12 protein-coding genes are annotated in these 12,833 nt (G+C 44.5%); 1 reads left to right on the top strand and 11 read right to left on the bottom strand.

Annotation, left to right across the window (positions count from 1 at the left end):
• The 9 genes from sufC to A5867_RS03415 form a co-directional block, all read right to left on the bottom strand.
• The gene (sufC, locus tag A5867_RS03455; protein ID WP_005232112.1) at window positions 1-774 is read right to left on the bottom strand and encodes a Fe-S cluster assembly ATPase SufC; all 774 of its coding nucleotides are present in this window, start codon (window positions 772-774) and stop codon (window positions 1-3) included.
• A gap of 294 nt (window positions 775-1,068) precedes the next feature.
• The gene (locus tag A5867_RS03450; RefSeq protein WP_010748768.1) at window positions 1,069-1,611 is read right to left on the bottom strand and encodes a GNAT family protein; all 543 of its coding nucleotides are present in this window, start codon (window positions 1,609-1,611) and stop codon (window positions 1,069-1,071) included.
• 59 nt (window positions 1,612-1,670) lie between these two features.
• The gene (locus A5867_RS03445) at window positions 1,671-2,327 is read right to left on the bottom strand and encodes a hypothetical protein (RefSeq protein ID WP_010748767.1); all 657 of its coding nucleotides are present in this window, start codon (window positions 2,325-2,327) and stop codon (window positions 1,671-1,673) included.
• A gap of 11 nt (window positions 2,328-2,338) precedes the next feature.
• Window positions 2,339-3,211 carry a carbohydrate ABC transporter permease gene (locus A5867_RS03440; RefSeq protein ID WP_005232123.1) on the bottom strand — a complete coding sequence of 291 codons (873 nt, stop codon included), beginning with the start codon at window positions 3,209-3,211 and terminating at the stop codon, window positions 2,339-2,341.
• 13 nt (window positions 3,212-3,224) lie between these two features.
• Window positions 3,225-4,127: a sugar ABC transporter permease gene (locus tag A5867_RS03435; protein ID WP_081117115.1), complete on the bottom strand. Its 903-nt coding sequence runs from the start codon at window positions 4,125-4,127 to the stop codon at window positions 3,225-3,227.
• An 86-nt stretch (window positions 4,128-4,213) separates the two neighbouring features.
• On the bottom strand, window positions 4,214-5,485 hold the full coding sequence (locus tag A5867_RS03430) for a sugar ABC transporter substrate-binding protein (protein ID WP_034857867.1): 1,272 nt from the start codon (window positions 5,483-5,485) through the stop codon (window positions 4,214-4,216).
• 45 nt (window positions 5,486-5,530) lie between these two features.
• Window positions 5,531-6,682, bottom strand: a complete 1,152-nt coding sequence (locus A5867_RS03425) for a glycoside hydrolase family 88 protein (protein WP_087626862.1) — start codon at window positions 6,680-6,682, stop codon at window positions 5,531-5,533.
• Window positions 6,666-8,507 (bottom strand): DUF2264 domain-containing protein, encoded by a 1,842-nt coding sequence (locus A5867_RS03420; RefSeq protein ID WP_087626861.1) that lies wholly within the window; start codon window positions 8,505-8,507, stop codon window positions 6,666-6,668. Before A5867_RS03420 ends, A5867_RS03425 begins: the two co-directional genes overlap by 17 nt.
• Window positions 8,470-8,892, bottom strand: coding sequence for a hypothetical protein (locus A5867_RS03415; protein ID WP_087626860.1), 423 nt, complete (start codon window positions 8,890-8,892; stop codon window positions 8,470-8,472). The genes A5867_RS03420 and A5867_RS03415 overlap by 38 nt, the downstream gene beginning before the upstream one ends.
• A gap of 177 nt (window positions 8,893-9,069) precedes the next feature.
• Between A5867_RS03415 and A5867_RS03410 the strand changes: the two genes are divergently transcribed.
• Window positions 9,070-10,113: a LacI family DNA-binding transcriptional regulator gene (locus tag A5867_RS03410; RefSeq protein ID WP_005232137.1), complete on the top strand. Its 1,044-nt coding sequence runs from the start codon at window positions 9,070-9,072 to the stop codon at window positions 10,111-10,113.
• A 59-nt stretch (window positions 10,114-10,172) separates the two neighbouring features.
• Here A5867_RS03410 and A5867_RS03405 read toward each other — a convergent pair whose 3' ends face one another.
• Window positions 10,173-11,840, bottom strand: coding sequence for a heparinase II/III family protein (locus A5867_RS03405; protein ID WP_087626859.1), 1,668 nt, complete (start codon window positions 11,838-11,840; stop codon window positions 10,173-10,175).
• The gene (locus A5867_RS03400) at window positions 11,837-12,685 is read right to left on the bottom strand and encodes a hypothetical protein (RefSeq protein ID WP_074934378.1); all 849 of its coding nucleotides are present in this window, start codon (window positions 12,683-12,685) and stop codon (window positions 11,837-11,839) included. The genes A5867_RS03405 and A5867_RS03400 overlap by 4 nt, the downstream gene beginning before the upstream one ends.
• Window positions 12,686-12,833 lie beyond the last annotated feature (148 nt).

The raw sequence follows: 12,833 nt of genomic DNA, 5'->3' as shown, positions 1-12,833 counted from the left end.
TTACGCTTCTTCTTCTTTGTAGTCGATTCCTAACTCTTTACTGATCCCAGCATAGCCTTCTGCTTCTAGGCGTTTGGCTAAATCTGCCGAACCGGTCATCACGACACGGCCTTCCATCATGATATGAACCACGTCTGGTGTGATGTAGTTTAACAGACGTTGGTAATGGGTGATGATCAAAGCGCCAAAGCCTTCGCCGCGCATTTCATTGACGCCTTTTGCTACGACTTTCAAGGCATCAATATCTAGACCAGAGTCGATCTCATCCAAAATCGCAAAGGTTGGATCTAGCATCAACAATTGTAAGATTTCATTTCGTTTCTTTTCTCCACCAGAGAAGCCTTCATTCAAATAGCGTTCCGCCATTTCTTCTGGCATATTCAATAAATCCATTTTTTCATCTAATTTTTTCAAGAAATCCATGACAGAGATTTTGTCGTCTTCGTCACGTTTGGCATTGATCGCTGCCCGCATAAATTCCGCATTGGTGATGCCTGGAATTTCACTTGGGTATTGCATCGCCAAGAACAGACCTAAACGAGCCCGCTCATCCACTTCCATTTCCAATACATTTTCGCCGTCGAACAAAATTTCCCCTTCTGTCACTTCATAATTCGGGTTGCCCATGATGGCAGCGGACAAGGTTGATTTCCCTGTACCGTTTGGTCCCATGATGGCATGGATTTCTCCAGTTTTTAACACTAAGTCAACGCCTTTTAAGATCTTTTTATCTTCGATTTGGACGTGTAGATTTTTGATTTCTAAAACTGACATTTCTTTCCCTCCAGTATCTTTTCTTTCTCACTATTTTAGACTAATTGAGAATGAACTTCAAACGCTATTCCCGACTTTTTTAAAATATTTCTAATCTGTACATTGGAATTATTATAAAGTATTACATCTGTCTCTTATACACATCTAGATGTGTATAAGAGACAGGTACATTGGAATTATTATAAAGTATTACATAGAGATAGTACATGGTTATTGTCTGTAATACTAGAAATTTTTTTGATTTGTTGTAAAAAAGAAAAAGGAATACGACATTGGCTGCCGCATCCCCTACCTTCACTTCTGCTGTGCCCATTCTTCTCGCAAGATGCCATACTTGATGGAATCATAATAGGTGCCTTCCCAGAAACGGACTTTGCGGATCTGGGCTTCTTTGGTCATCCCTAGCTTTTCTCCTAGTTTCATCATGCGGTGATTGCCCGACCACGTGGTATAACCGACACGCTGGATATGAGGCTGTGATTCAAACAACTCATTGATCCACTGGCGAATTGCTTGGCTGCCAATCCCTTGATTCCAAAGGGAAGCATCATAGATGGCTATCCCGAATTCCAACCACTGCTGCAAGGTATTGTCTTCCCAGTAAGCGGTCGCGATCCCCACGATTCTTCCTTGATAGCTGATCGCTTTACGTAACGGGTTGTCGATGCAGCTAGCACCAAACCCCGTTCGAAATTCTTCCCACGTCAACACGGGGTCTTGGAAATACGGTCCGTCCCATTTTTTCCATTCTAAATCTGCCTTAGGCCCATAGCTGATCGACCAAAGTTCAGCAATCATTTCTTCCGTAATCGGTTGAAGTGTGACTGTTTCTGCCATCTTCAAGCCCCCCTTTCTCCTAAAAAAGTCGTCTCCTTTATTCGTAGACGACTTTCTTTCTATTTTATCTGAAATTTCCGTAAGTTTAAATAAAGGAGTCCGAAAAAAAGGACTGGAAAAAGAGTAAAGCCAAATTGCGGCTTCAAAATCAAGGCGACAAAAACGGCAACAAACAAAAAGGTTGCTAACAAACTAACAGGCCATTTTTTCAAAGTGAAGAAAAGTGCGGTACGCAGGACATCTTTCTTAGCGGCTTTTGGATTACGCACTTGGAAGTACCACGCGTTGATACTAAGAGCTATGGAAAGCATCCCTAACAAAAGAAAGAAAGGAACGAGCCATTTGCCACTTTCAAATTGAACCGCAAACAGAATATCCACGATCGCAATGACACTTCCCAGCCAGCCGATGAGCCAATAGAGAAACCCGCGCACGGCAAAGGTTCGTAAAAAGTAGCAGAAATCTTTTACTGGATCGATGTCTTTGTGTTCTGCAAAGCGATCGATCGCAGCCAGGAGGCTGATCATGCTTGGACCAATCAGCAAGAGTGCCAATGCAAACCAAAGGAGGTTTCTAGGATCGACTGCCAAGAACATTGCCGTGAGGGTGTAGGGTGTATTCACGACCCAAAAACTGATATTCAGGGCAAAGCCAATATATAGCCAGCGGAAGATCCGCATGTAAAGATTGTTTTCAAAGGTAGGTTTGGTAAACATGATTGATCACCTCAATTTTTCATTCCCGAAGTAGCGATTCCTTCTACGAAGTATTTTTGCATTGCTAAAAAGACGATCGCTACTGGCAAAATGGAGACCACAGATGCTGCCATGATCAGGGCGTACTCGGCATCATATAAGCCGACAAACATTTTCAACCCTAACTGAATGGTTTTGTTTTCGGTTGAGGAAAGGTAGATAAATGGTCCCATATAATCGTTCCATGTATTGACGAAGGTGATGATGGTCAGACTCGCTAAAGCGGGCTTCGTCAGTGGTAGAATGATTTTTCGATAGATCCCCCACTCACTCAGGCCGTCGATCCGCGCACTTTCACACAATGAGTCAGGAATACTACTATAGTATTGTTTCAACAAAAAGACGCCAAAGGCACTGAAGGCTTGTAAGAGGACCAAAGACCAAAGCGTGTCTGTCAGCCCGAACTGGCGCATCATGATGAACTGAGGAATCATATATGATTGCCAAGGAATCGCAATCGTACCGATGTATGTCAGAAACAACAGGTCGCGTCCTTTGAAATGCATCTTCGAAAACCCATAGGCCGCAAAGCTAGAGGTAAACAGTTGGATCAAGGTAATGATGACGCTCAAAAATGCTGTGTTCTTGAAAAAAGTCAGCAAAGGAATGCGATCCCAGATCACCGTATAGTTTTCAGGGTGCCAACTTTTTGGAATCCATTGGATCGGTACGCTAAAAACATCGTTATTGGTCTTAAAAGAAGCAGAGATCATCCAAAGAAACGGGATCAGTGTCACTAACGCGAGAAATGTTAATAAAAGAATCAAGGAGACACTGCCGACCGACAGCTTGGCTTTTTGTTTTGGTTTGGCTTGAACATTCTTTTTACTCAGTGTATTTTCCATCTGTACTCCCTCCTTACACCCGTTCTTGTCTTTGGTTCCACTTAAACTGGATCACCGTGATGCCCAAAACGATCACAAACAAGACCATGGCGATCGCAGATGCGTAACCAAAATTAAATTTCACAAACGCTTCGTTGTAAATTTGATACACCAAGACATTGGTGGCTCGACCGGGTCCGCCGGCAGTCATGACTTGGACCAAATCGAAGATCTTGAAACAGTTGATGACCAGCATGATCGAAACAAAGAAGGTCGTTGGTCGTAAGGACGGCAAAGTCACGTTGCGAAACTGCTGCCACTTGTTGGCGCCATCGATCGAAGCCGCTTCATACAATTCCTTTGGCACACTTTGTAACCCTGCCAAGTATAAGATCATGTAATACCCCATGCCACGCCAGACGCTGACTATGATGATCGCCGTCAAAGCCCAATCAGAGCTGGAGGTCCAACCAGGAGGATTTTCAATAAAAAATTTCAAAAACTGATTGATTGGTCCCATCGTTGGGTGAAACAACATGTTCCACACGACAGCGATCGCAACTAACGAGGTGACATAAGGAAAGAAGAAGGCCGTACGGAAAAACTTCATTCCACGTACTTTTTTATTCAATAAAATCGCTAAGCCTAAGGAACATACTAACGTCAATGGAACGACGCCAATCGTATAGAGAAAGGTGTTCTTTAACGATATCCAAAAGGTGTCGTCCCCTAGCATTTTGCTGAAATTTTTCATTCCCACAAATTCAGGTGAACGAAAGGAATCCCATTCCATGAAAGCCAGAATCAATGAGAACACAACGGGCACTAAGGTAAATAAGAAAAAGCCGATAAAGTTCGGTGCAATAAAAGACAGCGCGGTTAGCGTATTTTTGCGTTTCAACTTATTGGCTGCTTTTGATTTTGAGGTTATTTCCATATTTGTCTCCTGCTGCTTGCCAGCAGGCCCCCTTTCATTAATAAAGAGAAGGAACTTTTTTGCCCAAGTCCCTTCTCTCGTTAGGACTATTCGGTTTCAGATTTCACCCTTTTTTCCATATTCGCAATGCCTTCTTTTGGTGTTTCATCCCCTACAAGAATCAAGTCATGTTCTTCTTGCAAGATTTTGTCGATCGCTGGTCCATTTTCATCGACAGGAAACTCGATCGCGACGGTTTCTGGATTGAAGGCTTTTTTCGATACTTCATCGGCGGGCATGCCTTCACGGGAGAAGTAAAGTTCATCAATGGCGTCAGTCTTATACGAAGGAACGACACCGACTTCTGCTAATACTTTGGCGCCTTCTTCACCAGAACAAAAGTCTAAGAATTTTTGTGCAGCTTCTTGATGTTTTGAATTTTTATTGATGGCAAAAGCAGTCGGAGAACCAAATGTCGTTACTTCCCCTTTTTCATTTTGCGGCATTTCCGCAATGCCCCACTCAACATCTGTCTTGCCATCGTCGATATTGGTCATCAACGCTCCCATATACCAAGTTCCCATGTACATCATGGCTGCTTTTTCATTTTCAAATTGTGATTGATACGTAACTTTCGTTGATTTTGCTGTCCCAAAGTCCATTTGCGCTTTTTCGTCTTGCATCCGCAATGCACGATCATAGTACGCTTCCAAGTAGTCGTATTGAGGATCGATCAAGTTGGCGCCATTTTGGGCAGCTGCAATCGCTTGGGTAGTGGAACGCCACGTGTGTTGATACGCACCATAAATTTGTTCGTCTGGTTTTGTTAGCTGCTTGGCAAGCTCCTCATATTCGTCCCAGGTGATGTTTGATGGGTAGTCTAAACCTGCCTCATCGAACATTTTTTTGTTATAATACAAGACCCAAAAATCCGTCCGATACGGTTGTGCATAGGTTTTGCCTTCTACGTCATACATGTCATAGCTTTCTTGCGCTGGGGCAATATCCAATGATCCGATATGGTCGGTGAGATCCACCAATTGGTCCCGCAACGCATAATTAGAGTAAGAAAGTAAATTTTTCATGGTCAAAATATCTGTCGTATCTCCTGAAGAGAGCATCGTCGTCAGTTTGGTATCATAATCATCTGAAGCAATATCGACAGGTTCAACGGTAATGCCCGGATTCGCTTCTTCAAAGGCACGGAATAGTTTTTCGAATTCAGGTGTCGTATCGTAATTCCAAGTGGTTACGGTCAATTTGATGTCGCCATCTTCAGAAGCAGCGGAATCATCTGTCGCTCCGCCTCCACACGCTGCCAAGGCTGCGATTGTCCCAAACATCGTTGCTGCTAATAAACCTTTTTTCAAAAAGTGCATGTTCATTCCTCCATTAAACATTTTTTTAAAGGGTCGCCCCTAAAACTACCAATAGGAATACCAACTTTGTGACACCCGCATCAGCGCTTCCATATAATAATAATCGCCCCAGATCATGCATTCATCGACCCCTTTGAGGGAATTCTTGTCATAAACCCCATGCATCAAAAGTCCGTTTGATTCGGGATGGTCGATCGTTGTATAGTTTTGGGCTAACGACGCCAAGATCGCCAAGGCGTTTTCCTGATAGGCGGCTTGGTTTGGCTGCGTGATCGGTAAATGTTTCGCCAGTTCTAGCAAGCCACAGACTGCGATGGCGGCGGCCGAACTATCCCTTTCTTCCTGACTACCATCGTTAAACACTAAATCCCAATAACTGACCTTGTCCGCCGGTAATTCAGCAATAAAGTAATCCGCAAGGTCTTGAGCAGTCTTCAAGAAACTGGTATCACCGGTGTAAAGGTAACTCAGCGTAAATCCGTAGATTCCCCACGCTTGCCCTCTCGCCCAGCAGGAATCATCGGCATAGCCTTGTTGGGTATTGCCGCCGATCGCCGCTCCAGTTTCAACGTCGAAGTAATAGGTGTGGTACGTCGTGGCGTTGTCTCGCACGATGTATTTCTGGGTCTGCTTGGCATGAGCATAGGCTGCTTGTTTGTAGGATTCATCCCCCGTCATTTGGGAAGCAAAATACAATAGCGGCAAATTCATCAAGCAATCAATAATGATGCGCCCCCGTTGTTGCGGATCATCGAGATTGCCCCACGCTTGAATGATCTGGGCTTTGGGTGAGTAACGGGCCATCAATAGATCGGCGGCGGCAATCGCGAGTTTTTTCGAAGTTTCCCGTCCGTTCACTCGATAGTCGGCAATCGCAGTCAAACTATACAAAAACCCGATATCATGGGTTTCTAGTCCAATTCTTTGGTCCAATCGTTCTTGGAAAGAGTGCAGTTGTTTTTCGATGGTTTCATCAAATTCTGTTGATCCCGTCAGTTCTTTACTCAAAAACAACATGCCAGTCCAAAAACTCGCCGTCCAATCATGGTTGGCTTCTGGTCGATAGACAAGCTGTTCACTTGCTGCCGGTGGGACCAACGTGTCAAAGGTCTTAGTATTCTTTCTTACTTGATTAACGGTGAAGTCGATTTGCTCGGCTACCCATTGTGATAGCTGTACGTCATAGCTGGTTTCCATTTTTTCCTCCTATTCGCTCAACCTGGATCATATGTCCGGATTGATTGATCGTAATGTTGTTTGTTGTCACTTCGACGGTCACTGCTTGTTCTTGTTCTTGTGGAAGCAAGCCGGTGACGAGGGAAACGAACAGGTGCTTTCCCGCTTGTCGTTGAGCAGTTAGATACGGCAGCCACGTTGCAGGATACAAGAGGTTCGTATTTGGCTCCGTTCGTAGGACATCGCTCGTTTCATAGCCAGCGATCGCCTCGATTTTCGAATAGCCGATCGATGTTCGTACCGCAGCGCTGCGTGCGTTTTTTTCAGTGATGGCAGTAGGCTCTTTCGGTGATGAAAACCCACCTTCATAGAAAGAAAGGGCGCGCTGAGAATTGATCTCATGAATGCGAAGGTGACTGCCTATCAGTGGAATGATTGTTGTTTTTATCTGGACGTCTTCCCATGGATTCCATTCATGAATGATCCGATCAGGTAAAAGCTGATACTGGCGATCCAATCCTTTAGTGCGAAAGTAATGGTCATCTTCTGATAAAGCCAACGTATTGTCATAATTTCCTTCATAAAACCAATAATTGCTTTTGGGCACGCTATTGCCAAACGTCGTTGAGTAGACAAATTTGCTATATTTGCTGCTGGCATGACTTTGATAGTTGATAAATTGTCCTGCAGGAAACATCAAGGCATGCGTCAAGTCTTGATTGTGTTGATAAAAGTTCTTACTGATGGGATGAGCCAGTGTTCTTTCAGTGATCGCTAATGGCGTCGGGGTGGCTTGCCAATAGGGATGCTCCTTTGGTACCGCTAACAAAAGAAAGGTTTTTAACGCCCAATAAGGTGAACCTGGTGCATTGTAGCCTTCGGCAAAGATCAGATTCTGGTACGAATAGCCGACCGTCAGTATCCCTTCGGAAGTAAAAATGTCTTGCTGCATCCACTGATGCAGGTGACGACTGATCAACCCTTTGATCTCTCCCCATGGCAATGCTTCAACATCCGCAAAAACCAATGCGCTGAAGAAAGAAACTTGCGCAAAGCGATACGTCAAACTTCGACCAAATGGAACGGCAGCTCCACCTGCTGCAAACCAATGTTTGAAGGTTTGAGCAAAATCGGTGGCTCGTTGTTTGAACTTCCTTCCCCTTTCAAGATCCTCAGGGACAAATCGACAGTACAGAAGACTATAGTAGTGGATCGCAAAAGATACATAGTAATCGATTTGAGTGGCTACTCCGTCACAGTACCATCCTTCCCCTAAATAAAAGGTCTCGATCAATGCCAAGTCAGCATCGATCTTTTCTTGGGAAAAGCTGCGGCCACAACGCTTCATGGCTACATTGACGAGAACCCGAAAGAAATGCCAATTGTTTGCGGGAATTTCTCGTTGATTGACTTGGATCAGCCACGCATGGAGATCATCTTTTTGGCGTTGGGATAAAACATCCCACGTTTTTTCCTTGTTTAATAATAAAAAGGTACTTAGCGAAGCCATCTCCACGATTCGTTGGTCGAAGTCTTCCACAACACCCCAATAATCGGGACTCTCTGGATCTGTACCAGCAATAATTCCTGAGAGATAGGTTTCCATGAATGAATCTTCTTGCTGGGTTAGATAAGGCGCGAGTCCCCAAAGCGGTCGCAAGAACGCTTCAAGTTCCTGTACCTCTTTCTCATAGACAGTCCCATGGCTGCCTAAAGCCAAATGACCGGGACGACTGCTTGCAAAAGCGGGTTTGAGTTGGTCCATGATCGTTTTGAAGCCGGCTGCTACATCTTCATAACTTTCAAATTTATTTTTTTTCAATTGCTGCAGCTTCTGTGATTGCATCCGCATCCTTCCTTTCAATCAATGTCGCTTTAATAAAACCATAATATTCTCCGTAGACCGTCACCACATCTTGCAGTTTCAGTTGTTGACTTTGTTCATTGAATACTTGGTACTGTCCAGCCGCTGTTTCTAGAATAAATCGATCCCCTTTCTCAATGTCTGCTGTTTTCGCATCACTCTTTACGATGGTGCCAGATAGCTTCACGAATTCATGCAACGGGACGACACCTTGCGAAAAATCTTCGTCAGAATAACAAAGCGCTCGTTCTTTTAATTGCTTTTCGCTGCTTTGGGAAAATGCTTGCGTCTGCGTTGCTTCATTTGGAGAACAAGCAGTCAACCCTATAAGTAGACCCAGGATAAATAACGAATTAATCCACTTCATTCATGCCACCCTCATTTTTAAAACGCTTTCTTCATTTCAAATCATACTTTTTTTTAGGAAAATAATCAATAGTTTTTCCTAAAAAAAGTAAAATTTTTACTTGAGGGCAATTTCTCTCTTGGTTTTTTTACTAAAAAGAAATATACTGAAGAGGAGAAGCATTGGAGGAGGGATTCTATGGCTACGATTACCGACATAGCGACCATAGCTGAGGTATCAATATCAACCGTATCACGGGTTCTGAACTACGATCCTAGTCTTTCAGTGACCGAAGAAACCAAACGAAAGATTTTCGAGGCAGCTGAAAAACTAAATTATACGAAATACAAAAACAAGCAAAAGCAGCGTGAACTACCAGTGGATGTACCAAAAAAACACAACAAATCGATTGGGATCGTTCAGTGGCGGATGGATGATGAAGAATTGGAAGACATTTACTATATGTCGATTCGTTTGGGTGTGGAAAAACGAGCCGCCGAACTGGGTTGCGATCTGTTAAAAATCTCCAACCTTGATGAGTCAGTGATCCAGTCCGTCGACGGCTTACTGGCGATCGGCAAGTTTACAGAAGAGCGGGTCAAAAAACTCCATGAGCTACACCCCAACCTCTGTGTGATTGGCAGTAACTTTCCCCTGGATGACTACGATTCTGTCAATACCGATTTTACGCAAGCAACGGAGTTGGCTCTTTCTCACTTGATGGGACTTGGTCATCAAAAAATCGCCTTTATCGGCGCCGAGGAAAGTCAAAATATGTATGGGTATCGGCGGTACAAAACGCCAACGGTCAACACCTATGTCGATATGATGCAGCATTATCAGCTGTTTGATGAGGATTATTTCATCGTGAAAGAAAATAGTCGGTTGGATGTCCAAACGGGGGAAGAATTAACGGAGCAGGCTTTGGCTTTGTGGCAAGACCGCTTGCCGACTGCGATTTTGGCAGCCAATGATGCCTTTGCGATCGGGGTCATCCATACGTTAACGGCTCATGGAATCAAGATTCCTGAAGACATCAGTGTTATGGGCATCAACGATATTTCGGTGTCCCGCTATGTCTCTCCACCCCTTTCTTCAGTCCAAGCATTTACTGAAGAGATGGGTGAAACGGGGTTAGAGCTACTCTATAACCGCATCGAAAATCCTGGGATCGCCAGACGCATCTTTTTAAGTACCCAGCTGGTGATTCGTCAATCTACCGCAAAACCAAAAGAAGGCTGAGAAGCTGCGGTGTCTTCTCGCATTGATCAATGTCATTGCAAGGAAGCACCGCATCCTTCTCACCCTTTTTTTATTTTAATGGTCGTTTTGATTTCCCCTGTCTGCTCAAGCGCGTATTCGGCTTGAATCAAATACGCTTGTGCCTGTACACCATGGTGATCTTGATAAGTGACTGGCTGTATTTGGATCTTATCACTGGTAAAACCAAGAACACAGCGTGCTTTTTTTGTCATTAGTTGAACGGTCTTATCTTGCACCATTGGTGGTATGTTCGTAATAAAGTTTTCCACCACCAGATTCTTTGGTTGGTGCTCGTCAAAGACAAAATGGTCTTCGATCGTTACTTGTTGCTGCGAGACAACGAAGCGCCGCTGGTATTCAGTGACCGCTGCTTTCGGATAGAACGCACTGAGGTGTAAGTCAAATTGCTGGTCATCGACCTGGAGCACCGTTGCTTCCTCGGCTGTTGGGCGTTGGGTGTGCTGGTTGATGATCGGCAGCGAATGACTGATTGCGGCTGCGGGAAAGTAGTGATAACGCGTGTTCTCGTCAAAATACTCTTTGGTGTATTCCCCTGCACCAAGGTCCGTCAGAAACAACTCCTCTGTCGTTCCTAATACAAAATGACCGACATCGAGATGATTGTGGCTTTCTTGATTGCTCCCCCCTTTGGCAGCAAAAAAGAGATCCTGCTGCACATCTTTTGCCATGAACCACTGCGCTTGTTCAAAATAGTGATGAAACGAGGCATTCGTTTCTCGTGTGATCGCCTCGTTATGCCAATACAAATTTCGATAGCTATGGGCAAACCGGTAGCAAGGATCAAAATCTAACGGACTGACCCCCGATAATTGGGGAACCGCCACGCCTAAATGCTCGTAGCAATAACTGACCAAGCCACTAGGCAGTTCGATCGCCGAATAATCAGAAAAAGGAATGTAATGGCCTGGAGAAATCATCGTGTAGTAAGGAAAAGCAGCAATTTTTCTGGTTTTAGGCTGTTTTAGGTAGGTATCTTCTTGCAATACTTCTGCCAACAATTGCGCATAATACAGAAAATAACCAAACCCATACGCCCAGTATCCGACACCTTCTACACAAGCACCATCTTCGCCAAAGCTGTTGAGATAGCTTTGCATTGCAGTATCCAATCGTTTGATCATCCGCAATTGTCGCTCGCTTTTTTTCGGCAATACATAGAGCGCCGTCATTCCAAGACAGCCACCAATAACTGCGGACCAATTGTTCTCTTTTGTCTCCCACTCCCAGGTTTGCTCCTCGAAGGGTAAAAAAAGCCGTTGATCGATCTCATACAACACTCGTTCTGTGATGACTGGTGAAAGGTCTCCCCCAACCAACATAAACAACTCTGCTAAGGATTGCCCAGTTTCAGCTGCAAAAAGATCGACTGTGTGGCGCGCTTGCGAAGAAAACTGGCCATCGACAATCGGCAGATGCGCTGGCAGACACCATGTATATTCATTGCAGATTTCCCAAATCACTTGCTCCAACAGCACTTTGATTGCTGCCTTACGCTCCATTTCATAAGCAAGTCCTAAAACCACCAACATCCGTCGGCGGGCAAAATAATGGGATTCGAAGGCAACACGATTCCCCGATTCGAGATACTCTTGATAGCCTTGATAAGGCAAATAGGGAATCTCACCAGTCTCAAGATAAGCCTGTGCCGCCTGTAAAATTTCTTCTTTTACATCTGCTGGATTCACGCGTTTTCCTCCTGAATGGAGCGTCCGAAGACTTCGATTTGGGTCAACGCTGGAAATGGTGAGGGATCGTCATTTTGGATCAGCTCATGCAATTTCACCCAAGTGACCGTTCGCGGCTGGAAAGAAAACCGTTGAGGCTGGCTGCTTTTGACCGTCTGCAAGATTTCTTGACTCCCGTCGGAAAACGCCAACGTGACTTGTTGCCAATAGCTATCATGGGGAAAATCCGCCCGTAACGTAAGCGCACATTGGTCGATGCGGACCTCATGACCAAAGTCGATCGTCAAAGCGGCATCTGCTTGTTGATTGATCCCCCATGAGCCATAGGGATAATTGCCATGAGACGTATTGGCAAAAATACCATCAATGGCGTTACAAGCGAAAAACGTCGCATCATCTCTTGTTTCAACATTGGCATGGGCATGCGGATAGGCACCCAAGAATTCTTTTTGATCATGAGGGTTTAAGGCGACGTTGCGGTAAGCCGCTAGTTCTTCTTTTGTTGCTACCCGCACACTCAAATAATGGCTTTTCCCAGCAAAACGGCCTTCTGGCGCGGCTTCTTTGGCATTTTCACTAAGATGTACGGGGTAGATCCACTCGTTGCCTTTGATGTACACCAAAGTAGTCGCCAGCGTTTCATCGAGTGTGACCCACACAAATTGTCCACTGCGTGAGAGCGAGACAACGATTTTATCTCCGTCCTCGTAACAATACGCTTGGGATGCCAACGTGACAAAGTCTTCCGCCGTCGCTTGAAGAAGGGTAGGTTCACTTTCAGGTGTTCGTTTGCCTTTTTTTACTTGATGCTTTTGGTCATAAATCGTTAAGGAAATCTGGGTCATTGCATGTAGCTCCTCTCATATTTTCTCCATTATAGCGATGTCGACAAAAAAATGTAACTGTTTCCAGCGATTTTTTACTATTTTTTTACTTAAAATCGAAAAATGTAACAGTTTCCATTTCTTTATTTTACTAAATAAAGTAAAATAA

Source organism: Enterococcus sp. 6D12_DIV0197, from assembly GCF_002174385.1.
GTDB lineage: Bacteria > Bacillota > Bacilli > Lactobacillales > Enterococcaceae > Enterococcus_D > Enterococcus_D casseliflavus.
Note: the sequence above shows the minus strand (reverse complement) of the source record. Positions and strands in the feature narration are given on the sequence as shown.

What these genes read in the sequence shown, in the direction of transcription:
- A5867_RS03400 (WP_074934378.1), bottom strand. Translation starts at nt 12,685, where the DNA reads ATGACCCAGATTTCCTTAACGATTTATGACCAAAAGCATCAAGTAAAA.
- A5867_RS03415 (WP_087626860.1), bottom strand. Translation starts at nt 8,892, where the DNA reads ATGAAGTGGATTAATTCGTTATTTATCCTGGGTCTACTTATAGGGTTG.
- A5867_RS03435 (WP_081117115.1), bottom strand. Translation starts at nt 4,127, where the DNA reads ATGGAAATAACCTCAAAATCAAAAGCAGCCAATAAGTTGAAACGCAAA.
- A5867_RS03440 (WP_005232123.1), bottom strand. Translation starts at nt 3,211, where the DNA reads ATGGAAAATACACTGAGTAAAAAGAATGTTCAAGCCAAACCAAAACAA.
- A5867_RS03430 (WP_034857867.1), bottom strand. Translation starts at nt 5,485, where the DNA reads ATGCACTTTTTGAAAAAAGGTTTATTAGCAGCAACGATGTTTGGGACA.
- sufC (WP_005232112.1), bottom strand. Translation starts at nt 774, where the DNA reads ATGTCAGTTTTAGAAATCAAAAATCTACACGTCCAAATCGAAGATAAA.
- A5867_RS03425 (WP_087626862.1), bottom strand. Translation starts at nt 6,682, where the DNA reads ATGGAAACCAGCTATGACGTACAGCTATCACAATGGGTAGCCGAGCAA.
- A5867_RS03445 (WP_010748767.1), bottom strand. Translation starts at nt 2,327, where the DNA reads ATGTTTACCAAACCTACCTTTGAAAACAATCTTTACATGCGGATCTTC.
- A5867_RS03410 (WP_005232137.1), top strand. Translation starts at nt 9,070, where the DNA reads ATGGCTACGATTACCGACATAGCGACCATAGCTGAGGTATCAATATCA.
- A5867_RS03450 (WP_010748768.1), bottom strand. Translation starts at nt 1,611, where the DNA reads ATGGCAGAAACAGTCACACTTCAACCGATTACGGAAGAAATGATTGCT.
- A5867_RS03420 (WP_087626861.1), bottom strand. Translation starts at nt 8,507, where the DNA reads ATGCAATCACAGAAGCTGCAGCAATTGAAAAAAAATAAATTTGAAAGT.